The 22,645-nt window shown below is 61.9% G+C and carries 16 protein-coding genes; 10 read left to right on the top strand and 6 right to left on the bottom strand.

The genetic code is table 11. The annotated features are described in order from the left end of the window. The first annotated feature begins 51 nt into the window (after positions 1-51). Both X566_RS03070 and X566_RS24945 read left to right on the top strand, forming a co-directional pair. Positions 52-8,091, top strand: coding sequence for an S-layer family protein (locus X566_RS03070; protein ID WP_160170435.1), 8,040 nt, complete (start codon positions 52-54; stop codon positions 8,089-8,091). Continuing rightward, positions 8,000-9,400, top strand: a complete 1,401-nt coding sequence (locus X566_RS24945) for an MBG domain-containing protein (RefSeq protein ID WP_160170434.1) — start codon at positions 8,000-8,002, stop codon at positions 9,398-9,400. Before X566_RS03070 ends, X566_RS24945 begins: the two co-directional genes overlap by 92 nt. A 97-nt stretch (positions 9,401-9,497) precedes the next feature. Here X566_RS24945 and X566_RS03060 read toward each other — a convergent pair whose 3' ends face one another. Next, complete coding sequence (locus X566_RS03060; protein WP_034463325.1) at positions 9,498-10,115, bottom strand: TetR family transcriptional regulator; 618 nt, start codon at positions 10,113-10,115, stop codon at positions 9,498-9,500. Between the two features lie 91 nt (positions 10,116-10,206). Between X566_RS03060 and X566_RS03055 the strand changes: the two genes are divergently transcribed. The 3 genes from X566_RS03055 (at position 10,207) to X566_RS03045 (ending at position 15,190) form a co-directional block, all read left to right on the top strand. Continuing rightward, complete coding sequence (locus X566_RS03055; RefSeq protein ID WP_244434666.1) at positions 10,207-11,373, top strand: efflux RND transporter periplasmic adaptor subunit; 1,167 nt, start codon at positions 10,207-10,209, stop codon at positions 11,371-11,373. Continuing rightward, positions 11,373-14,528, top strand: a complete 3,156-nt coding sequence (locus tag X566_RS03050; protein WP_152539888.1) for an efflux RND transporter permease subunit — start codon at positions 11,373-11,375, stop codon at positions 14,526-14,528. Before X566_RS03055 ends, X566_RS03050 begins: the two co-directional genes overlap by 1 nt. A gap of 239 nt (positions 14,529-14,767) precedes the next feature. Next, entirely contained in the window at positions 14,768-15,190 is a 423-nt protein-coding gene (locus X566_RS03045) for a hypothetical protein (RefSeq protein WP_152539781.1), read from the top strand. 50 nt (positions 15,191-15,240) lie between these two features. Here the strand turns inward: X566_RS03045 and X566_RS24585 are convergent, their stop codons facing one another. Further along, positions 15,241-15,420, bottom strand: a complete 180-nt coding sequence (locus X566_RS24585; RefSeq protein WP_152539780.1) for a hypothetical protein — start codon at positions 15,418-15,420, stop codon at positions 15,241-15,243. A 199-nt stretch (positions 15,421-15,619) separates the two neighbouring features. On the opposite strand from X566_RS24585, the gene X566_RS25420 reads away from it, so the two are divergent. Continuing rightward, entirely contained in the window at positions 15,620-16,303 is a 684-nt protein-coding gene (locus X566_RS25420) for a TetR/AcrR family transcriptional regulator (RefSeq protein WP_034463322.1), read from the top strand. Positions 16,304-16,410: 107 nt separating this feature from the next. Here the strand turns inward: X566_RS25420 and X566_RS03035 are convergent, their stop codons facing one another. Then, positions 16,411-17,373, bottom strand: coding sequence for a zinc-binding dehydrogenase (locus X566_RS03035; protein ID WP_034463320.1), 963 nt, complete (start codon positions 17,371-17,373; stop codon positions 16,411-16,413). 371 nt (positions 17,374-17,744) lie between these two features. Between X566_RS03035 and X566_RS03030 the strand changes: the two genes are divergently transcribed. The 3 genes from X566_RS03030 to X566_RS03020 all read left to right on the top strand — a co-directional run bounded on the left by X566_RS03030 (position 17,745) and on the right by X566_RS03020 (position 19,442). Next, positions 17,745-18,812, top strand: a complete 1,068-nt coding sequence (locus X566_RS03030) for an alkene reductase (RefSeq protein ID WP_034463318.1) — start codon at positions 17,745-17,747, stop codon at positions 18,810-18,812. Positions 18,813-19,039: 227 nt separating this feature from the next. Next, positions 19,040-19,219 carry a hypothetical protein gene (locus tag X566_RS03025; RefSeq protein WP_034463315.1) on the top strand — a complete coding sequence of 60 codons (180 nt, stop codon included), beginning with the start codon at positions 19,040-19,042 and terminating at the stop codon, positions 19,217-19,219. A 34-nt stretch (positions 19,220-19,253) separates the two neighbouring features. Further along, on the top strand, positions 19,254-19,442 hold the full coding sequence (locus X566_RS03020; RefSeq protein WP_409337804.1) for a hypothetical protein: 189 nt from the start codon (positions 19,254-19,256) through the stop codon (positions 19,440-19,442). A gap of 36 nt (positions 19,443-19,478) precedes the next feature. Here X566_RS03020 and X566_RS03015 read toward each other — a convergent pair whose 3' ends face one another. The 3 genes from X566_RS03015 to X566_RS03005 all read right to left on the bottom strand — a co-directional run bounded on the left by X566_RS03015 (position 19,479) and on the right by X566_RS03005 (position 22,157). Beyond that, positions 19,479-20,429, bottom strand: coding sequence for an acetamidase/formamidase family protein (locus tag X566_RS03015; RefSeq protein WP_034463311.1), 951 nt, complete (start codon positions 20,427-20,429; stop codon positions 19,479-19,481). Positions 20,430-20,530: 101 nt separating this feature from the next. Then, the gene (locus X566_RS03010) at positions 20,531-21,943 is read right to left on the bottom strand and encodes an amidase (protein ID WP_051443836.1); all 1,413 of its coding nucleotides are present in this window, start codon (positions 21,941-21,943) and stop codon (positions 20,531-20,533) included. Between the two features lies 1 nt (position 21,944). Beyond that, positions 21,945-22,157 (bottom strand): hypothetical protein, encoded by a 213-nt coding sequence (locus tag X566_RS03005; RefSeq protein WP_034463306.1) that lies wholly within the window; start codon positions 22,155-22,157, stop codon positions 21,945-21,947. A 187-nt stretch (positions 22,158-22,344) separates the two neighbouring features. Between X566_RS03005 and X566_RS24240 the strand changes: the two genes are divergently transcribed. Then, the gene (locus tag X566_RS24240) at positions 22,345-22,599 is read left to right on the top strand and encodes a hypothetical protein (RefSeq protein WP_081740030.1); all 255 of its coding nucleotides are present in this window, start codon (positions 22,345-22,347) and stop codon (positions 22,597-22,599) included. Positions 22,600-22,645 lie beyond the last annotated feature (46 nt).

Here is a 22,645-nt window from a genome sequence, read left to right as displayed (position 1 = left end):
CTGCAAAGCGGCATGAAAACGTGGATTTCGAGAGTTCCGGGAGTGCGGTCGATGGAGCCTTTATCCAGGCCAGCCGGTCTTTCAGTGTCGTCGGTCGTGATGATCCGTTCGCTGTTGCGGACGGCCAGCGTGGTGGCGATCGTCGCAAGTACGCCTTCGCAGGCACAAACGCTGCCAACTGGCGGTTCGGTCGCCGCGGGGACCGCGACGATCGCGACGCCGTCGCCTGGCACCTTGACTATCAACCAGACGACCAATCAGGCGATCGTCAATTGGCAGTCGTTCTCGGTCGGACAGGGCAACATCGTCAATTTCAATCAGCCGAGCGCGGTATCGGCCACGCTCAATCGCGTCACGGGTGCGACGTCGTCGAGGGTCGCAGGCACGATCAATGCGCCCGGCACGGTGCTGCTGGTCAATCCAAACGGCATCGCCATCACGCCGACCGGCGTCGTCAACACAGGGTCGTTCGCCGCATCCACGCTCGACATCAAGAACGAGGATTTCCTCGCCGGAAAATACAAATTCACCGGCAACGGTGCGTCTGCGGTCGTCACCAACGCCGGTCGTATCAATGTCTCTGACGGAGGCTTTGCGGCTTTGCTGGGCGGCCGCGTCGCCAATGACGGGATCATCAGCGCACGCCTCGGCAAGGTCGGTCTCGGCAGCGGCGAGATGATCACGCTCGACATGTCGGGCGATGGCTTCCTGTCGGTGGCGGTGCCGTCGAACCAACTCGGTAACCTGCGGGATGGCACGGGCCGGGCGCTGGTGTCCAATCGCGGCAAGGTCCACGCGGACGGCGGCGCCGTTTATTTGAGTGCGGCGACCGCGAGCAACATCTTACGGGACGCGGTGAATGTGCCGGGCTCTATCCGGGCGAATTCGGTCGGCACGCGCAACGGCCGCATCGTCATCGGTGGCGGCCTGGGCGGACGGGTGACGATCTCTGGTCGCCTTTCGGCTAGCGGCACACCGAGGCGGCATGCCGGCCGTCCGACCACGGGCAAGGGCGGGCAGATCGATATCAGCGGAGCCAATATCGCACTGACCGGCGCGCGCCTTACTGTGTCCGGCGCAACCGGCGGCGGCACCGTACGCATCGGCGGAGATGCGCTGGGCAAGGGCGCTTTCCAGCGCGCGCAGTCGGTCGCTATTGATCACACGACGACGATCCGCGCCGACGCGACGGAGAGCGGCAACGGCGGCAGCATCACGATCTGGTCCGATGGGCATACGGCGGCTACGGGCCAGCTCAGCGCGCGCGGCGGCGCGTTCGGCGGCAATGGCGGCATCGTCGAAACATCCGGGCATACGGTCGATTTCGCCGGCGTTCGTGTCGATGCATCGGCTCCGCATGGCAAATCTGGCGTGTGGCTGATCGATCCGGTCGATCTCACCGTCGATGCTGCGGCCGCAGCGACGATCGCCAGCAATCTCGCCACTGCAAACGTCACACTGCTGACGACGAGCACGACCGCCAGCGGTCCCGGCGTTCAGACCGCGGGCAACGGCGACATCTTCGTCAATTCGGCGATCAGCTGGACCAGCGCCAACGCGCTGACGTTGTCCTCCTATCGCGACATTCGCATCAACGCGAGCATCACTGGCGGAGCGGGATCGAGCGTCACGCTGCGGGCCGACAACACGGCGACCGGTGTCGGCGTTGTCGGGTTCGACAGTGCCGCAACCAAGATTACCGCGACCGGCGGTGTTTCCATCACCTACAATCCGGCGAATTACACGGCGGCGACAGACTTCGGTCCGAACGCAGGCGCTGGCACGACCATCAGCAGCTACTTCCTCGTCAACACGCTGGATCAACTGCAGTCGATCCCGTCGGCGGGAAATTATGTCCTCACCCGCGATATCGACGCGAGCGCGACGGCGAACTGGAATGGCGGGGCGGGCTTCGCTCCGATCGCCTTCTCCGGCTATTTCAATGGTCAGGGTCATACGATCTGGAATCCGACCATCAACCGTCCGACCTCGGGCAACATCGGTCTGTTCGCCAGCAACAGCGGCACGATCAGCAACATCAACCTGTCGGGCGGAACCATTCGTGGTGGCGGTCCGACCGGCGGTCTCGTCGGCTTGAACAACGGCACGATCACGGGATCGAGCACCAATCTCTCCGTGTTCGGCGGCAATGGCTATACGGGTGGTCTCGTCGGAACCAATCGCCGTATCATCGATGCGTCCTACGCCTCCGGTCCGGTCTCGGGCGGCACCACCGGCGGTCTCGTCGGCTACAACGACGGCTATTCGATCGGCAACGGAGCACTCGCGCAGATCACGCAATCGTACGCGACCGGATCGGTCTACGGTACGGGGTCTGTCGGCGGTCTTGTCGGCTATAACGACGCATCGGGGTCGCTCAACCGGATCGGCTACATTGCCGACAGTTTTGCGACCGGCACCGTCATCGGCATCAATACCAGTGTCGTCGGCGGGCTGGTCGGCTACAACTGGGGCAACATCTACAACAGTTTCGCTGCGGGCGGCGTCGGTGGCGGTCAGTTCAACGGCGGCGTCATCGGCCGCAACATCGGCACGCTCAACCCGAACTGCATGAGCAACAGCTGCTCGCTGCGCGCAGGCATCGTTTCCAATACGTACTGGAATACGGGCGCATTCGGTGGCGGCGGCATCGGCTGGTGGAGCAATCCGGCGAGCGGCATTCCCGGTGCGAACATCATCGTGCAGACGACGGGCCTGTCGCGCGGCCAATTGCAGGCGAGCCTGCCATCGGGGTTCTCGACCGGCATCTGGGCGATCCTGCCGAACGTGAGCTATCCTTACCAACGGGCGATCTTTCCCACCGCGCCGTTGATCGTTGCGGGCTATGCGGCCATCGACAACGGTCCGCAGCCGTATCGTTCGCAGAGCCTCGTGGTGAACGTCGATGGCTATTCGACCTGGGCTTCGTCAGGCTCCGATGGCTATTACTACACGCTGATCAACAAGCCACCCGCCGGGCAGCATCAGGTCATCGTCAACACGCTCGGTGACGCCGGCGGCGTGCGTTACGATCAGGCATGGACCGGCCAGATCACCGGATTCGACATCTGGGGCGGCTACGTTCGCGCCCGTACGTCGGACACGACGTTCTCGGCGATGGCCAACACGATTTCGACCGCGTTGACCAATGCAGGGGCCGTCAAGAACTCGATCGACGATTATCGCAGCCTCGAGATCACCAGCACCGCGACCAACTTCCTGCTCGATCGCTCGCTCAGCGTGAATGGTCTCGTCGTCGGCAGCGCCGGCATGGTTACGTCGCCGACGACGTATGGCCTCTCTGCGAATCAGTTCGCGATTAGCAGCGGAGCTTTCCTCCGCACCGCCGGTGGGACCGGCACCAGTTCCGATCCCTATCTCCTCACGGATATCTACGGTCTGCAGGGCGCCGGCAGTTCGCTTGCGCTGTTGAGCGCGAACTACAGGATCATCAACAACATCGACGCGAGCAGTACTGCGACCTGGAACAATGGCGCAGGCTTCGTGCCGATCGGTATGCTCGGCACCTTCACCGGCTCGCTGACCGGTTCATTCGACGCGTGGAGCAACGGCACCCCAACCACGATCTCGTTCCTGAATATTTACCGACCGTCCAACGACTATGTGGGGCTGTTCAGGCAAATCAATTCGGTCGGAGGCGTCTCGAATCTCGCCTTTCTGATGCCGACGATCTACGGGCACAATTATGTCGGAACGATCGCCGGGCAGAACCTTGCAAGTGTGAGCCAGGTGTCCGTCACCCAGGGCGTGGTCTCGGGAGCGAGCTACGTCGGCGGGCTTTCAGGCGTTTCGCAATTTTCGGGCTCGCCTCTGCCCTTGGCGATTGCTTCCTTCAGCGGCTCGGTCAGGGGGACGGGAGACTATGTCGGTGGTCTGGTCGGCTCCACCAATCAGGGCATCAACAAGTCGTGGAGTTCTGGCACCGTCCAGGGCAACAATTTCGTTGGTGGCCTCGTTGGTCTCGTCAACACCGGTACAAATTCAACGGGTAGTGTCAGGTCGCTGGTGAACAGCTATTCCACCAGCAATGTGACAGGGGCAGCTTACGTCGGCGGTCTGATCGGCTCGAATGGCCTGTACTCCGCGCACACGCTCGGTCTCAACGTCGCCTCGTCGTTCGCGACAGGCAACATCAATGCAACCAACTCACCGGCCGGTGGGCTGATTGGTTACAACGCCGGCACCGTCAGCCAGACTTTTGCCACCGGCAACGTGACCGTCTGGGACTCGCAAACTGGCGCCGGCGGTTTGATCGGCTACAATCTCAACAATGTCACGCAATCCTACGCGACCGGCAATGTGACAGCGACCAGCGGCGGCATGGCCGGCGGTCTCGTCGGCCAGCAGGGCGCGTCAGGTGCGGGCGACGTCGTCGGTGGAGCAAACGCCGGCATCACCTATTCCTATGCGACCGGCAACACGTACGGCAGCATGTCGGGCGGCCTGATCGGTATCCTGCAACTGCCGAACCCCAACGGCATCAACGACAACTGGTCGAGCGGACGTTCGACGCGCAGCGGCACCGGTGGCGGCGGCTTCCTCGGATTGAACGCGGGCTATACCAGTTCGTTGGCAACGAATTATTGGGATATGGAGAGCAGCGGTCTCACCGTCCCATGGGTGCAGAGCGTCGTTACGGTTACCGCGCCGGGCGGTTTGACGACGGCGCAGGCGCTGAACCCGGCGTCGTACGCGGGTTGGAATTTCGGTAGCACCTGGATGACGATCGGCACCTCGCGGCCGTTCCTGCAAACGGAGTTCTTCCGGCCGTTAGGCGCGACGGATGTCTTCCTGGTCGGCAGCTCGCATCAGCTCGCCTACATCGGCATGAACAACCAGACCCTCTGGGGTAACTACCGGATGGTCAGCGATATCCGTGCGAACGAGTTCACCAATGCCGGCATGTTCGGGTCTGCCGGCTGGCGCCCGATCGGCATTGCCGATCCGAACAACCGTTTCCTCGGTACATTCAATGGCGATGGTCACGTCATCGACGGCCTGCGCATCAATCTGCCTTACAGCGATAACGTCGGTCTGTTCGGTTTTGCAAACATCACCAGCACCATCACCAACCTCGGCATCACCAACGCGTCGGTGGTTGGACACATGAACGTCGGCATTCTCGCCGGCTCGAATGTCGGCGCCATCAGCGCGACCTATGCGGCCGGAACCGCCGCCGGCTACGACAACATCGGCGGTCTCGTCGGCTACAACGTCGGCAACGACACGCAGAACGGCGGCGGTTGGGGGACCATCCGGCAGTCCTATTCGAACGCAACTGTCTCGTTCAACAGCTGGGACGGTAATCCGAAGCCGTTCTTTTCATACGGTCTGCTGGTTGGACGAAACGGCGATAGTGGTGGTAACGATGCACTGATCGCCGACAGCTATACGCTCGGCGGCCTCACCACCAATGTCGGCATCAGCACGACCGGAGCGATTGCGGGGACGAACTACGGCCGGATCGAAACGAGCTACGCCACCGGCGGCAACGGCATGGGCAATTCCCACGGCCTCGTCGACAATCCGATGGCCGGCAGCTCGGTGTATGCGTCCTATTACAACGGCGAGAAGATTATCGCGTCCAGTTGGCACGAAGGTACGGCGCGCACGATCGCGCAGATGTATGATCTCGACAACATCGAGACCAACTACGCGGGCTTCGATTTCGCGACCATCTGGGCGCCGCCGAACCAGGTCGGGCAAGGCGGTGGTATTGCCACTGCACACCTTCCTGGACTCTACGCCCTCGATCACGTCCTCTTCGTCAATCTCGCCGGTGCGAGCATGACCTACGGCGATGCGCAGCCGGTCTTCAACAGCGGCGTATCGAGTTTGCGCGACAGGGATGCCGCTGCTCCGGTATCGCTTATTCGCGATCTCGGCTACGGGTGGAATGCGAATTCGACGACGCCCGCCGGCAGCGCGTTTTCGGTCTCGGCCTGCTGCGGCCGCGCGACCAGTCTCGATGGTTCGGACTATCGTTTCGTCTACGTGAATGCGACCGGTACGGTGGCGCAGCGTGCGATTACGGTTACGGCCAATAACCAGAGCAAGGTGTACGGCAACGCCGATCCGACGCTGACCTATCAGATCACCTCGGGCAATCTCGTCAACAACGACCAGATGTCCGGAGCGCTGGCTCGTACCGCCGGCAGCAACGTCGGTGCCTACGGCATCACCCAAGGATCGCTGGCCGCCAGCAGCAACTACATCCTCACCTATGCCGGCGGCACGCTCAACATCACCCCTGCAACGCTGACTTACACAGCGGATGCGACGAGCCGACCCTACGGTGACAGCAATTCGCCGTTCACCGGCGCCGTTACCGGTTTCGTCAATGGCGATACGCTAACGAGCGCAACCACCGGGGCACTTGCCTTCAACAGTCCGGCAACGGCGACGAGTTCGATCGGCCAGTATGGGATTAACGGCTCCGGCTTGAGTGCAAACTTCGGCAATTACATTTTCCAGCAGGCCACGAGCAATGCGACAGCGCTGACGATCAATCGCCGAGCCGTAACGGTGACGGCGGATGACAAGAGCCGCATCTATGGCGAGGCGAATCCGGCGTTGACCTACACCACATCCAATCTCGGGGCTGGCATTGCGATCGCGGGCGCGTTGACCGTCGGGGCCACCGCCGCGACTGGCGTCGGGGCGTATACGATCGGCCAGGGTACGATCACCAATGCTACCAACGCGAACTACGCTATCACTTATATCGACGACAACTTGACGATAAACCCGGCGGCGCTGGTGTTCACCGCGAGTGCGGTATCGCGAACATATGGTGCGGCAAATCCGGCGTTGGGCGGGCAGATTTCCGGTTTCCGGAACAACGAGACGGCCCAGACGTTCGGCGGCGACGTCTGGTCGACATCAGTCGATACCAGAACCGGCGTCGGCCGGTACGCGATCGCCGGCGGCTTTACCAATGCGTCGCCGAACTACACGATCACTCAGGATGCGGGCAATGCTACGGCTCTGACGATTAATCCTGCCAATGTGGTGGTGACGGCGAATGGTGGAACATCCGTCTATGGTTCATCGCCGACCAATCCGGGGCTTTCGGCGAGCGGTCTGCAGAACGGCGAGAGCATCGATGCGCTCACGGGGCTGTCCAATAGTTTCGGCATGACGGCGACCACCGGCGTTGCCGGCGGTCCCTATACGCTCAGCGTGCAGGGGGTGCTGAGCAACCCGAATTATCACGTTGCGTCGCTCAACACCGGCATCTGGACGATCACACCGGCGCCGGTGGCAGTGACGGCGAACGGAGGGACATCGGTTTACGGTACATCGCCGATCAATCCGGGTCTTTCGGCGAGCGGTCTGCAGAACGGCGAGGGCGTCGATGCGCTCACGGGGCTATTCAACAGCTTCGGCATCACCGCGACCACCGGTGTTGCCGGCGGGCCGTATACGTTGAGCGTACAGGGAGCGCTGAGCAACCCGAATTATCAGATCGCCTCGCTCAATACTGGCGCCTGGACGGTGACGCCGGCGCCGGTGGCGGTGACGGCGAACGGAGGGACATCGGTCTATGGCGCCTCGCCGGGCAATCCCGGCCTGTCGGCGAGCGGCCTGCAGAACGGCGAGGGCGTCAATGCGCTCACGGGGCTATTCAACAGCTTCGGCATCATCGCGACCACCGGCGTCGCCGGTGGGCCGTATACGCTGAGCGTTCAGGGGACGCTGAGCAATCCAAACTATCAGATCGCCTCGCTCAACACCGGCCTCTGGACAGTAACGCCGGCACCGGTGGCAGTGACGGCGAACGGCGGGACATCGGTCTATGGCGCCTCGCCGGGCAAATCCGGGCCTGTCGGCAAGCGGGCTGCAGAACGGCGAGGGCGTCAATGCGCTCACGGGGCTATTCAACAGCTTCGGCATCATCGCGACCACCGGCGTCGCCGGTGGGTCCTATACGCTGAGCGTTCAGGGGACGCTGAGCAATCCAAATTATCAGATCGCCTTGCTCAATACTGGCGCCTGGACGGTGACGCCGGCGCCGGTGGCGGTGACGGCGAACGGAGGGACATCGGTCTATGGCGCCTCGCCGGGTAATCCCGGCCTCTCGGCGAGCGGTCTGCAGAACGGCGAGGGCGTCGATGCGCTCACGGGGCTGTTCAACAGCTTCGGCGTCACCGCGACCACCGGCGTTGCCGGCGGTCCCTATACGCTCAGCGTGCAGGGGGTGCTGAGCAACCCGAATTATCACGTTGCGTCGCTCAACACCGGCCTCTGGACGGTGAAGCCGGCGCCGATCGCTGTTACGGCAGACACACAAAGCCGTCTGTTCAGCGAGATCGATCCCGCGTTCACCTACCGCATCACGTCGGGACAGCTCTTCAACGGAGATGCCTTCTCCGGCGCGCTGGCGCGGCAGCCCGGCAGCGCCATCGGCGTCTACGCGATCGGCCAAGGCACGCTTGCGCTGTCGCCGAATTACGCGTTGTCCTTCGTCGGCTCGTCTCTGGAGATCAAGGCGCTGCCGTCCGATCCGTCGAGCCAGTTCTCGCCACCTGCAACCGGTCGCGTCGGTCGACCCGACGCGGTGACGGGCGGCCAGACCTCTATCTCGTTCCAACTGAATCCCGCGCTGCCGGTGAGCATCGACACGAATGGCAGTGGCGAGCATTCGCACCGCCGCGAAGAGGCCACCGAGCCTGCCCCGACTGTGACTGCCAGCATCGATGCCGTTCCCCATGGGGACGCGCCCGTTGCCGGTGCGGCACATGGTCTGGTGTTCGCGCCGATCAGCCAATATGATCCGCGCGAATACGCGGCCGGTGTGCTTCCCGGTTTCGAAGCGAGGGCAGGACAGGCTGCTGTCCTGACGATGATCGCCCGAGCGGTTGCACGAGAGACGGACCGTGCGATCTTCATCGATACATTCTGGAACGCGTCCGAGGTCGATAAGGCTAGTCAGGTTGATGCCGCGCCGCTTGCAGGGCGCGTGATGTTCGCCGACGGCGCCGGCAAACCGGTTGACCCTGCAGTTGCCGATGCCCTGAACCCGACGGCGGCGGTCGCGGTCGGCGAACGTCTGCAAAGCGCCCCGGTCATGCTCGCTAGCGCGCCGGATCAGCATGGCACGCGGGCCTGGATGTTGGCGCTCAGGTTGTCAGACGATGGCAGAGGGATCGTCGCCAATGACCCGGCCACGGGTAAACAGGTGATGCTCGGCTATGATAGCGAAAGCGGGGCGATCGGTGGTGTCACCCGTGTTTTCAATCTGCGGACGCGTGCGTGGGTTGCTTTGACGGACGCCGAAGCCATGCGGGTGGTCGGACTTGATGATCTGACCGCCGGCGTTGTGACAATGCTCCAGGACTTCCGCCCGGCGGGCTATCTCACGGTCGTCATTCCGTAAGAGGTGCGGTGATGGTCTAGGTCGCTTGCCTGCGAGACGCATGCAGTGGGGCGCCACGAACGCCACGTGCCCCACCCGCCGCTGCTGGGATGTGTCGTCAGTGAGCTCGGAATGTCCGAAACAGCGCGGTGATGCATTCCGTGCCTTCAGTCATCAGATCGAAGGACTGGCCAAAGCGGAGCCAATCGGCCCATAGGCCGCGTATCATTGCGTCGAAGGTCTTTGCCGCAGTCGCTGCCGTCCAGCCTGCTGCGAGAGAGTTGTCCTTGTGCGCCATCGCGAACATGCGCAGTAGGTTCGCGCGCATCAGCTTGTCAGCATCGTGCTGACGTTTGAGCGCATCGGCCATTTCTCCCACATACTCGCAGCGGAAGAGCAGGATCGCGGAAATGCGCTGGCGGCGGATGTCGGTCGCCAGGATCTTCAGGCAGTCCAGCGAGATTTGTTCGATGAACCCCAGCGGATCGGGATGCCCGTCGACGGCGGCCTGCTCGACGATATCCTCCTGCGGCAAACGGGCGCGCTCGTGCAGCGCCTTGAAGAGATCCACCTTGTCCTTGAAGTGAAAATAGACGGCCCCGCGCGTAACCCCTGCGGCATCAGCCACTTGCTGCAGGGATGTCTGTGCGACGCCGTGCTCGAAGAACATCACTTCGGCCGCGTCCAGGATTGCAAGCCGCGTCTCTTCTGCCTCGGCCTTGGTCTTTCGCGCCATGGTCTTGCCATTAATTTAAGATACATACGTGAACGTATATATAGCAAAAGAGCTTCCGAATAGGAAGACCTTCCACCAGAAGGTGTGTGAAGTGACGAGAACGGCTCGAATTTTCTTCGCGGCTGCGATGATCGCTGTCGTAGCGGGTGTACTGGCAGGCTGCGGCGACCAGGCAAGCAAGGCATCGGCGCCACCGCCGCCGAGCGTCACGGTCGTTGCGGTTGAGGCCAAGCCGGTCCCCCTCCGTTATGATTATGCAGGCCGGATCGCCGCATTCAGGGAAGTCGAGATTCGCGCACGCGTCTCGGGCATCCTCATCGAAAAATCCTTCGTCGAGGGCTCGACGGTCAAGGCCGGCGATGTTCTTTTCCGGATCGATCCGGCTCCGTTCGAGGCGGAACTCGCGCGCGCACGCGCCCAACTGATGGAGGCGCAAGCGCAGGTCGCGCGCACAGAACGCGATGCTGCCCGCGCCACCACGCTTTTCGAACGCCAGACGGGGAGCGAGAAGGCGCGCGATGACGCGGTGGCGGCCCATGCGCTGGCGAAGGCGAGCCTCGCTGGCGCCGAAGCGCAGGTCCGTACTGCGGAGATCAATCTGGGCTATACGACGATCCGCGCACCGATTTCCGGTGTCACGTCCGTTCGCATGCTCCCGGAAGGGAGCCTCGTCGGGACGAGCGGTAGCGACAGCTTGCTGACCCGCATCAGCCAGCTCGATCCGGTCTACGTCAACTTTTCGTTCGCCGATTCCGAAGCCAACGAGATTCGCCGATTGCTCGAAAGCGGGCAGGGCAAGGGCCCTGCCAGCGGCAAGCTGCAGGCGCGGATCAGCTTCGGTGACGGGACGAAGTACGAGCGCATCGGATACGTCGATTTCACCGACAGTTCCATCGATCTGCAAACTGGCACGGTGCGCGCCCGCGCCATCGTTCCCAATCCCGAAACGCGGCTTCGTCCCGGTGAGTTCGTCCGCGTGTCGATCGAAGGTGTGATCCGTAACGAAACCGTTGTGGTGCCGCAGGCTGCCGTCATGCAGGGACCGCAGGGACAATTCGTCTATACCGTCGATGCAGAGAACAAGGCTTTGGTTCGCCCGGTGACGATCGGCCGGGAAGTGGATGACGGCTGGATTGTCGAGAAGGGGCTGAAGGGTGGCGATCGCATCGTCACCGTGGGCGTCATCAAGGTCCGGCCGGGCTCGCCTGTGTCGGTTGCGACGGCTGAGACCAAGGCTACTGGGACGGTCCGGCGATGATGAAGGCGAATCCGTTCATCGAGCGGCCCGTATTTGCCGCGGTCATCTCGATCGTCTTCCTCCTCGCCGGCCTTGTCGCCATGCGAGCACTGCCGATCGAGCAGTATCCGCAGATCGTCCCACCTCAGGTCGTCGTTCAGGCCACCTATCCAGGCGCGAGCGCGGAGACCGTCGCACAGACGGTGGCTGCTCCCTTGGAGCAGCAGATCAACGGCGTCGAGAACATGCTCTACATGCAATCGACCAATTCCAGCTCGGGCACGATGCGCCTGACGGTGACGTTCCAGATCGGCACCAACCCGGATCAGGCGACGATCAACGTCAACAACCGGGTTCAGCGCGCTGTCTCCACGTTGCCGGCGGAGGTCACTCGCCAGGGCCTGATCGTCAACAAGCAGTCGAGCTCGATTCTCGCTCTGGTGACGATGTCGTCGAGCGACCCGCGCTATGACGCGATCTATCTCAGCAACTACGCGCTGTTGAACGTGATCGACGAATTGAAGCGCATTCCGGGCGTCGGCGACGCGTCGCTATTCGGTGCCAAGAACTACTCAATGCGCGTCTGGCTGCGGCCAGACAAACTTGCGCAATACAATCTAACCCCTAGCGATGTGGCGACAGCCATTCGCGAGCAGAATGCGCAGTTCGCTGCAGGCCGCTTCGGCGAAGAGCCGACCAAGAACGATCTGGCATTCACCTATTCGGTGAATACGGAGGGGCGGCTGCCGGACGCCAAGGCCTTCGAGGACATCATCATTCGCGCTGACGTTAATGCCGCGGCACTGCGCCTGCGCGACGTGGCGAGGATCGAGCTCGGGGCGCAGAACTATGCCTTCATCGCCAGTCATAACGACACGCCGACCGTACCGATCGGCATCTATCTGCAGCCGGGGGCCAATGCGCTTGGAACGCTCGATGCGGTCCGCGCGCGTATGGATGAGATGAAGCTCAACTTCCCGCAAGGAATCTCGCACAGCATCCCGTTCGACACCACAAAGTTCGTCCAGGTGTCGATCCATGAGGTGATCAAGACCTTCGCGGAAGCGATGGTGCTCGTGATTATCGTGGTGTTTATCTTCCTGCAGAATTGGCGGGCCACTCTGATTCCGGTCCTCGCGGTGCCCGTGTCGATTATCGGCACATTCGCAGGCATGTACGCGCTCGGGTTCTCGATCAACCTGCTCACATTGTTCGGTCTGGTGCTGGCCATCGGCATCGTCGTCGACGATGCGATCGTCGTGCTCGAAAACGTGGAGCGTATCATGACGACCGAGCATCTGTCGCCGCGCGAGGCTGCCACCAAGGCCATGCAGGAGGTCTCCGGTCCGGTGATTGCGATCGTGCTGGTGCTTTGTGCGGTGTTCGTACCGGTCGCTTTCATGGGCGGCCTTGCCGGTGAGATGTACCGGCAGTTCGCCGTTACGATCGCGGTATCGGTGACGATTTCGGGCATCGTGGCGCTGACGCTAAGCCCTGCGCTGTGCGCACTGATCCTCAAGCCAGGCCACAGCGAGCCGTGGGCGCCGTTCCGCTGGTTCAACCGCATGTTCGACCGGGCGACATCGGGCTACACAACCGGTGTGCGATTTCTGCTGCGCCGCGCGGCCTTGGGAATGATGTTGTTCGCCGTGATGATCGCGGTCACGGGATACCTGTTCATGCGAATTCCCGGCTCGCTCGTTCCGGAGGAGGATCAGGGCAGTGTATTCGTAGCAGCGATGCTGCCGCCGGCCGCATCGCTGACACGCACGCAGGAGGTCATGGCAGCCGTCAACCGGGACATCCTGAGCCGACCGCAGGTCGCGGACGTCATCAGCTTTTCGGGATTCGATCTCCTGGCCAGCGCGCAAAAGCCGAGCGCGGGCGCTTCCTTCGTCCAGCTCAAGGATTGGAGCGAGCGGACCGCCGCAGGCGAGAGTGCTGCCGATATCGCACGCTCGATCATGATCTCGAACTCGTCGATTCAGGAGGCAATAGTGCTTGCCTTCACGCCGCCGCCGATCATGGGCATGAGCAACACCGGCGGCTTTGAGGGGTTTGTGCAGGATCGGTCCGGCGCGGGCATTCAGAAGCTGATGGAGGCGACCGATGCGCTGGTGGCGGCCGCCGCCAAGCGACCCGAACTCGAAGGAGTTCGCACCACGATGGTCGGCAACGTGCCGCAATACAAGGTTCGGATCGACCGCGACAAGGTCAAGGCGCTCAATGTCCCGATCTCGGCGATCTTCGAAACGATGCAGAGCACATTCGGAAGCCTTTACGTCAACGATTTCACCCTGTTCGGCCGGAATTTCCAGGTCAACCTGTCGGCGGAAGCGAATTTCCGCGAACGGCCGGACGATCTGAAGCAGGTCTTCGTGAAGTCGGCTGGAGGCGCGATGATTCCCATCGACGCGCTTCTGACGGTGGAGCGTATTGTCGGGCCGGATCAGATCGATCGCTTCAATGCGTTTGCTGCGGCGAAGGTGATGGGCAATCCGGCGCCGGGCTATTCGTCGGGGCAAGCGATTGAAGCCATGCGCGCGGCCGCACGCGAAGCTCTCCCCGAAGGCTATCAGATCGCCTGGTCCGGTCAGGCATTCCAGGAAATCGCCACCGGTGGCGCCGGAAACCAGGCGATCCTGTTCGGCTTGATCATGGTGTTTCTTATCCTGGCCGCGCAATACGAGCGCTGGTCGCTGCCGATTGCCGTGGTCATGGCCGTGCCATTCGCGTTGTTCGGTGCGCTCATTGCAATCTGGCTGCGCGGCCTCAGCAACGACGTGTATTTCCAGATCGGTCTCGTCACGCTGATCGGCCTTGCGTCGAAGAACGCGATTCTGATCGTCGAGTTCGCGGCGATGAAGCGGCGCGAGGGGCTGAATGTCGTGGACGCAGCCATCGAGGCCGCAAAGCTGCGCTTTCGCCCGATCGTCATGACGTCGTTGGCCTTTATTCTTGGTTGCGTGCCGTTGGCGATCTCCTCGGGCGCAGGTGCCGCCAGCCGCCACTCGATTGGTACAGGCGTTATCGGTGGCATGCTGGCGGCTACATTTCTCGCGGTGTTCTTCATCCCGTTGTTCTATCGGTTGGTCTCGGGACGGCGTGCCGAGGCGGAGAGCATTCAGGCGGACACCGGTCGAGCGAACACGGCCGATGCGCAACCGCATCCGTAAAGAGGGCAGGCGAACAAGGGCTGGGACGCGAGACGAGCCCGAGGACTGGCGACGGGCTGCGTGGGCGGCTTACGTCGTCTCTCAAGCTCGACACGGGGCCGAGCCGCAGGCGCGCTCCCAGCGCTATTCTCGCATTGGTGACAATCGGTTGCGGCTCCGGAACCAAACGGCAAGGCTCTGCATTATCCCCGCCGGACCTATGCGTCCGGTCTACTGAGGAAGATGAAGATTACCCCAGCATGCCTAAATTGCGTGTAGCCGTTGCTGCCGTGGCTTCGGCGATATTGATTTCCGGAGTCCGTGCCGACGAAGTGCAACTGGTCCGTCTGTCGGACGACGTGGTCAGCCACCTGACGACTTTTCAGGGAGCTCGCGGCGCTTCGATTGGTCGCAAGGTCAATCTGAGCGGATGGCTCGTCCTGAACGGTGCTACATTCCTTCGCGAGGAGTTTCCGGCCCTCGCTCGCCATCTGGATTTCGATAGTTATCGTCAAGGGCTTGAGATCGATCCCAATTCGGAGTTCGTGACGCTGCCCGATTATCCCTACGAGATGGTCGATGGCCAGATCGTGGAGGGGATGGCGATTTGCCCCGTATCCGAGTGTCGGGTCGGCAAACAACTTCCATTCCGCATCGAGATTGAGAGCACCGATCCCGAGTAGGCTCGCCCGACTCGCGGGCCTCGGTCGATCCGACCTGAGGGCTCATTTGGTTAAGTCGGGCGGGCCGCCTGATCGGAAACGGGCTCGATATAGGTGCAATGGAGAATCGATTTCGTAACGTTACCGTCGAGCAGGACATAGTATCCGGCGCCCCGGGTCTTGCCGACGATTACGCCCGTCTTGCTGATCGTCTTTTTGCTCCGCTCCTCGCCGAGGGAGCTCAATCTCACACGCGTTCCGTTCGGTAACCGCTCGGTCATCGCTTTTTCCTGTCCGCGGTGGCAAACCGCGCGTCACCTCAACTACGCGGCTGCGGTGCGATCGCGCATCACCTGAACAGGTGATTTCGTGAGCGGAGACGCGAGACCCCGCTTCCAGTTGACGCAGGCAGGGCGGCCGCGCAATTTGGCTGGCAGCAGAGGAGAGGCAATGGCAGGCAAGGGGCGAAGCCAGACCGCGCCGGCGCGGACACGAAAGGCACGGGGACTCGGATACGAACGGCCGGATGAAATCCTTGCAGCCGCGAAGGATATGTTCCTGCACGAGGGCTATCATGCCGTTACGACGCGTCGCTTGGCGGAGCGTGTCGGCCTGTCTCAGGCCGGTCTCTACGTTTATTTCAAGAGCAAGGACGAGATCTTGGATGCACTTTGCCAGAAGACGTATGAGGCAACGCTGCAGCGCTATCGCGAGATCGACGAGACGTATGACGATGACTTGGATCGGTTGCGCGCGATCATCCGATCCGACATCGAGGCGGGCCTCGATCATCCCGACGAGTACCAGATCATCTATATGACCCGCCGATCCTTGTTGCACGGCAAGGATATCCAGCGGCCGTTCGAGCAGCAGAGCCGCGGCGTGCAGGTGGTGATGTGGCAATCACGTCTGGTCGAGCGGCTGATCAAGAGAGGCGTGTTTAGGCGGATGTCGTTGAAGGTCGCCTCGCAGATCGTCCTTGCGATGCCGCATGGCTTGACCGCGAAGCTGATCGCATGGCCTGACTTTCCATGGGCGGACCGGAAGACGCTGATCGCGGCAACGACCGAGACGCTGATCGCGGGATTATTGGCTCCGGGGGCCAGTGGCAAGACGATTCGGAAAGCCGGGTAGCCGCCCTTCCGAAAGGGATCAACTCACGAGCTAAGGCAAGATCGGGACTTCTTCGAATTTCATCGCGGCTAGCTGCTATGCGGGTCGCAATTACCACGATCCGATCGTTAGACGGTCAGCACGGCTTTCCCAGCGAAGCCACGTTGCATTAGTCTTTCAGCGACATCGGCGACCTCGCTCAGGCGACCTGTCACAGAAATATGCGGGTGCAGTTTTCCTGTGGCCACGAGCGCGACAAGCTCCGTAAGCCCAATTCCGGGTGGCTCGCGCTGGAATTCATAGCCCATGACGAGCCCGTAGAGCGACGTCCCGCCGACACGAAACTTGGCCGCGTCAAAACTCGTCTGCGAGCCCGCCGATGCGCCAAGGAGAACGCAGATCCCGCCGGGAGCCAGCATGCCGAGAGCGGACGCCAGCGAGGGACCGCCGACCGACTCGAGGATGAGATCGTAGGGGGCGTAGGGCTGGGCTCCGGCGAGATCGTCGCCGACCCCTACTTCGTCAGCGCCGAGCTGATGCGCCAGCTCCGCGTGAGCGTTGGTGCGAAGCGCGGCAACGACCTGAGCTTCTTGTAAACGCGCTAACTGCAGGGCGAAGGTGCCGACACCACCAGATGCGCCGCTGACAAGAACCTTCGTTCCCTGGAGTGGGGTACCCAACTGCAATCCCCGCCGTGCGGTCAGGCCCGCGACCGGCAGCGCAGCCGCCTGCTCGAACGATACGGCGTCCGGAATCAGCGCCGCCGCGGCCGGCGCAATCGCGACGTACTCCGCCCAACCAGCTGATCCGCTCGAACAGACCACCCGTGATCCGACCGGCGGTCCAGACGTGGCGGCTGCTGCTCTCTCGACGATCCCGGCAACATCCCATCCAGGCCGCCATCCATCGGTGGCTTGCTCGAGCGCGGTGCGGATTTCACCGCGGTTGAGCGAAACGGCATGGACCTTAACCAGCATTTCCGTCGGTTTCGGCTCCGGTCGTGGCACTTCCTTGATGACCAGGCGTTGCCGCGTGCGCGTATCGACGACCACAGCCTGCATCGTGGATCGTGTCGCCGCCGGTGCGCTCATGACCGTATCCTCCCTCCCACTTCCTAAGTGATCACCGATCACTGATCAATAATCATTTATCCGAAGTGAACGTTCATGACAAGGCGGGCCAAACGCTGGGGCAGGTTGGACGAGGCGTGCAGGCAGTTACGTCAGGGCATGCTTTCATTGGGCAGCCTCGTGGCATGGGATGCTGCAAGAGTAACGCTGTCTGGTATTTTTCTTCCGCATTTCCGTGTGCTCACTTGGAGTTGACACGCTTTCGATGCGGGGTCACTTGTGCGTCTTCTCCTCGATCCTAGATCGCATCGCTACGGAAGGTTCACACGCGCCGCGCCGCGCCGCTCGAAATTCATCCCAAAACAAAACTGAAATCGAAAGGATGCTCGTTGATGCCCACCTTGTTTGATCCCGTCAGAATCGGCGCGTTGGAATTACCGAATCGGATCGTCATGGCGCCGCTGACGCGCATGCGAGCCTTCGAAGAGCGCGCACCCGGGCCGCTCAATCTCGAGCATTACGTTCAGCGCGCCAGCGCTGGACTCATCCTGACCGAAGCGACCTCGGTGACGCCGCATGGGGTCGGCTATCCCAATACGCCGGGACTATGGTCGGAGCTGCAGGTGCAGCGGTGGACGCAGATTACCGCCGCCGTGCATCGCGCAGGAGGTCGGATCGTGTCACAGCTCTGGCACGTGGGTCGCATTTCCGATCCGATCTATCTCGATGGCCAGCTTCCGGTCGCTCCAAGCGCGATCGCGCCCGAGGGCCATGTGAGCGTGATCCGTCCGAAGAAGTCGTACGAAGTGCCGCGTGCTTTGGAGACGGAAGAAATCCCGACGATCGTCGCAGCGTTCCGCAAGGCCGCTGAGAATGCCAAGCGCGCCGGCTTCGATGGCGTCGAGCTTCATGCCGCCAACGGCTATTTGTTCGATCAATTCCTGCACGATGGATCGAACAAGAGGACCGATCGTTACGGCGGACCGATCGCCAATCGTGCGCGTTTCCTGCTTGAGGCGGTCGAAGCGCTGCTGACCGTCTGGCCGGCGGACCGCATCGGCATACATTTGAATCTGATGTCCAGCTCGCATTCGATGCAGGATTCCGATCCGACAGCCTTGTTCGGTTATGTGGCCGAGCAGTTGAACGAACGCCAGCTCGCGTTCATTTTCGGCCGCGAAGCGCTCGAGGGTGATCGGCCGCGGCTGGCTCCCTTGGTTCGTGAGAAGTTCAAAGGCGCGTTCATTGCCAACGAGGGCCTGACCAAGGAAACCGCCGAGCGGCTGATCGAAAGCGGTCAGGCTGATGCTGCATCGTTCGGCCGGCTGTACATCGCCAACCCCGATCTGGTCGAGCGTTTCCGCCGCAATGCTCCGCTCAACCCATTGAACAGCGAGACGATCTATACCAGCGATGCAACCGGGTATAACGACTATCCGGCGCTCGAAGCACAAGGTTGAGATTTACGAGAATTCGAGATGTCTCGGGAGAACGGGTCGGCTAGGATGGCGCTGTTCTCCCGACGTGAGTGCAACAGATTGTGCTTGGGCGGAAAGAGGCCGCTTGCGATAGTGTTCCCGCAGGGCGCGACAATTTAATGTTTGCCCACGCGTGGAAATGCGCGGAAACTACGGTCGGCCTCAAATTTTGGCCGAGGTCGCTCCAACCGGGAAAGTGGAGCATAACCATGACAGACGATCCACGCGCCTACATCGCCGAGCTGGAAACGAAGGCAGCAGAGATCAAGATCGTTGCCGAATTGGCCACCGATCCTGCGGTCAGATTGCAAAACAAGAGACTTGCGCTCGAAATGGAGCGACTGGCCGATCGCGAGCGTCAGAAACTCAAGTCGTGTGATGCCGCATAACGCGCCAAAGACGCCCAAGGATATCGCCGCGCGGATGGCGCGGGGCGCGGACGGCTACCTGCGTCAGACATTCACATTGAAGCGTGCGGATGCGCGCAAGCAAGCCGAGGCTATGCTGAAGCGCTATCCGAAGGCAGCCTATGGAACGGTGGTGGAAGCCTGGCGCGAGCTGCCGGGCGACCGGATCGAATTCACCATGAGGCGACTGCCGAGCGCCGATTAATCGGCGGGATTGTTTGTGCTCCGCAATGGATGTGTCTCAGTGCGTTGCCCCATGCACGGCGGATTTGGCGATCATACAGTGGACGCCTTTAGATCCATTGACGGTCTGGGTGATGCGCAAATCGGCAGCCAAGCTGCATAGCGTATAGGCGTCGTCCCGCGCCAGATTGCCCTTTTCGCCCAGCAGGACGATCATGTCACGAAGGGCTTTGACCACGCACTGATCGAGATCCGGGTCCATGCCCATTGTCATGTAATGGGTCGGGGTCTCTGCGCGCGGATAGGTGAAACGAAGATCCTTCCGCAGCCGGAAGACGAAGCTCCCTTGCAAGGCAGTTTCGATCGCGGTGATGCAGACCTCGCCGTCGCCTTGAACGGCATGCCCATCGCCGCAGGAGAACAGGCCTCCGGCGACGAAAACCGGCAGATAGAGTTTGGCCCCTGGCACCAATTCCTTGTTGTCGAGATTACCGCCCATCGCTCGTGGCACGATCGAGCTGATGCGGCCCCAGGCCGGTGGCGGCGCCGTTCCCATGACACCGAAGAACGGAGCGAGCGGTAGCTTTAGCCCCCAAGGCAGCGTGGCGATCATCCGGGTCTTGTCCAACGGAATGTTGATCAGCCGCGGTTCGGGAAAGTCCTCTGGCAGCGTGCCCATCAGCGGCTTGATCAGGTTGTAGCCCCAATCTTGACGCAGGCTGATGTCCAGGATCTCGACTTCGAGGATGTCACCCGGCTCCGCCCCTTCGACTGCAATCGGCCCGGTCAGGATATGTCCTGGCACCATGCGCTCGTTCTTCGCATGGACGTGTTTCAGCTCGGGCGGCACATGAAAGGCCGAAGCCGGGGGCAGGACCTCCGGTGTTCCGCTGATCGTATCGATCGTCACCTGATCGCCGCTGGCTATCACGAGGGCTGGCTTCAACGCGGCGTCGAAGAAGCCCCAGTGGCAAGTTTCCGGACTCGCATGCAGATGATGGCAGGCCATGGCTTCCTTCTGTGGGTTGTACCGGCGCGACCGGCTGAGTGCGCGTGATCACCACGCGCATCGGCTCTGTCGATGACCCGGTTGGTCGGGCTGTTTATGTCTCAGGCGGCTTGAGCGACGGTGGATGCTGGCCGCCGCAGGTTGAGTGCCGTCGCTGCCTCGAAGGCCGCGCCAATGCCCAGAACCGTCGGTTCGTCAAACGCGCGGCCGACGATCTGCATCGAGAGCGGTAGGCCACTGCTGGAGAAGCCGGTCGGGATCGACATCGCCGGATTGCCGGTGACATCGAACGGCATCGTTTGGATCGGGAAATTCGGGGGGCCGTGCGGGTCGACCTCAGCGAATGGGACCGCTGGCGTCAGGGTTGAGGCTGTGATGAGCGCGTCGTACTGCTTGAGCTTGGCGTTGACGGCGAGCGAGAGCTCGCGGCGCAGGCGCATCGCCTGGGTCAGATCCGCTGCGGTCACGAATGCGCCCATCGTCATCCGCAGATAGGTGTGTTCGCCATAGTCAAACGGCCGCGTCTGATAGTCCTTCTCGTGAATGGCAAAGGCTTCGGACAGCATGATGATGCGGCCGCATGCATTATAGAGCTCATAATCCGGCAGCTCGATTTCCTCGACCGTGGCGCCAAGCTTGGCAAGGGTCTGTGCCGCATCGTCGATGGCGCGAACGGTTTCGGCCGAAACGCCATCGGCTTGTGCGAACCAGTGACGCGGGAGACCAAGGCGCAGGCCCGCGACCCCCTTGTCGAGCTTGCCCCGGAAATCCGGCACAGGAACGTCAGCGCTGCAAGGGTCGAGGGGATCGAAGCCGGCGATGACTTCCATCGCGATCGCGCTGTCCTCCACGGTCCACGACAGCGGACCGCAATGGTCCAGTGTGTAGGACAGCGGAAAGACGCCGCGTCGCGAAACCAGTCCATAGGTCGGCTTCAGCCCGATCGTTCCGCAGTATCCCGCGGGTCCCCGGATCGATCCGCCGGTGTCGGAGCCCATCGCCATCCGCACCAGGCCGGCTGCCACCGCCGCGCCCGAGCCGGACGATGATCCGCCAGGAATGTGGTCAGGATTCCAGGGATTGCGTGCCGGCGGGAACGGCAGATCGAACGATGGTCCGCCGATCGCAAACTCGTGCGTCGCCAGCTTGCCGAGCAGAACGGCTCCCTGAGCCTTGAACTTTGCGGCAACGACGGAGTCCTCGGTCGGCACATTGTCGAGAAGCAATTTCGAATGACAGGTCGTACGGATGCCAGCGGTGCCGTAGATGTCTTTCAGGGCGTGAGGGATCCCCTGCATGGGCCCTTTGTCGATGCCTTTGGCGAAGGCATCGTCGGCAGCCGCGGCCTCGGTGAGTGCACTTTCCGCCGTGACGGTGATGAAGCTGTTGATCGTCGGGTCGATAGCCTTGATGCGCTCGAGCGCATGTTTCGTCAGCGCCGTCGATGTCAGCGTTCCGTTGCGCAGCAATGCTCCTGCTTCCGCAATCGAATAGTCGTGCAGGGCCTTCGTCATATCACAGGCTCCTCGTGATGCTGAGCAGGCTATAGCTGCCGGCAGGCTCGTTGGCGGCCGTGCGCGGTTGCCGCATCAGCGCGGTCATGCGCTTGAGATCCTTGAAGCTCTGAAGCATGGCCGCTCGCCGGCTGTCTGGAACGGCGAGACCGGCGCGCGCTGCAAGTGCGTCGAACTCCGTCTCGAGGGCGTCTTCGGCTGGAATCTCAGGCATCGATCTGCACTCCTCAATCGCGGCGAGCGGATGAATTGTATCCAAATATCGAGATCGAGCAATCAATGCGTCCTCACAAATAATAGGCAGAGGAGTCCGCGAACGTCCTGCCGTATCGCGACTTTCGACGCTCCATGGATGAAAAGAATGTTCTCTAGGAGGAGGTTGGATTGGATGCATCTTCGGGATGCAGCCAACAGACCAGTTTGCACAAATTTCCTCCAAGGCTTCGATCCGCGAGCGCTCAAGTCTCGCAGGCATCGCCGCCGCTTCTGCCGCAAAGCAGTCCGCGTTCGGCTTTATGGATTATTTCGCAGCGAAACGAGATCGCCGCGCGTTGCTGAGGTTGCCTGGCATGCCGGATGCATTGTGTTTGCCCGCAACAGGAGCAACGCATATGCGCTGTATTATCACCGCGACGGCAGTTGAACTGACCGTGTGATGCTGGATCGACCGGCCAGACAGGGGAGCGGCCTCACCGAGTCTGG

The organism is Afipia sp. P52-10 (genome assembly GCF_000516555.1).
GTDB lineage: Bacteria > Pseudomonadota > Alphaproteobacteria > Rhizobiales > Xanthobacteraceae > P52-10.
The sequence above is the reverse complement of the archived record's forward strand: the minus strand, read 5'-3'. Positions and strand labels throughout refer to the sequence as shown.

Coding starts and splice junctions, on each gene's coding strand:
- X566_RS03025 (WP_034463315.1), top strand. CDS start 19,040: ATGACAGACGATCCACGCGCCTACATCGCCGAGCTGGAAACGAAGGCA.
- X566_RS03015 (WP_034463311.1), bottom strand. CDS start 20,429: ATGGCCTGCCATCATCTGCATGCGAGTCCGGAAACTTGCCACTGGGGC.
- X566_RS24240 (WP_081740030.1), top strand. CDS start 22,345: ATGCAGCCAACAGACCAGTTTGCACAAATTTCCTCCAAGGCTTCGATC.
- X566_RS03020 (WP_409337804.1), top strand. CDS start 19,254: ATGGCGCGGGGCGCGGACGGCTACCTGCGTCAGACATTCACATTGAAG.
- X566_RS03050 (WP_152539888.1), top strand. CDS start 11,373: ATGAAGGCGAATCCGTTCATCGAGCGGCCCGTATTTGCCGCGGTCATC.
- X566_RS03030 (WP_034463318.1), top strand. CDS start 17,745: ATGCCCACCTTGTTTGATCCCGTCAGAATCGGCGCGTTGGAATTACCG.
- X566_RS03070 (WP_160170435.1), top strand. CDS start 52: ATGGAGCCTTTATCCAGGCCAGCCGGTCTTTCAGTGTCGTCGGTCGTG.
- X566_RS03035 (WP_034463320.1), bottom strand. CDS start 17,373: ATGAGCGCACCGGCGGCGACACGATCCACGATGCAGGCTGTGGTCGTC.
- X566_RS25420 (WP_034463322.1), top strand. CDS start 15,620: ATGGCAGGCAAGGGGCGAAGCCAGACCGCGCCGGCGCGGACACGAAAG.
- X566_RS03010 (WP_051443836.1), bottom strand. CDS start 21,943: ATGACGAAGGCCCTGCACGACTATTCGATTGCGGAAGCAGGAGCATTG.
- X566_RS03045 (WP_152539781.1), top strand. CDS start 14,768: ATGCCTAAATTGCGTGTAGCCGTTGCTGCCGTGGCTTCGGCGATATTG.
- X566_RS03060 (WP_034463325.1), bottom strand. CDS start 10,115: ATGGCGCGAAAGACCAAGGCCGAGGCAGAAGAGACGCGGCTTGCAATC.
- X566_RS03005 (WP_034463306.1), bottom strand. CDS start 22,157: ATGCCTGAGATTCCAGCCGAAGACGCCCTCGAGACGGAGTTCGACGCA.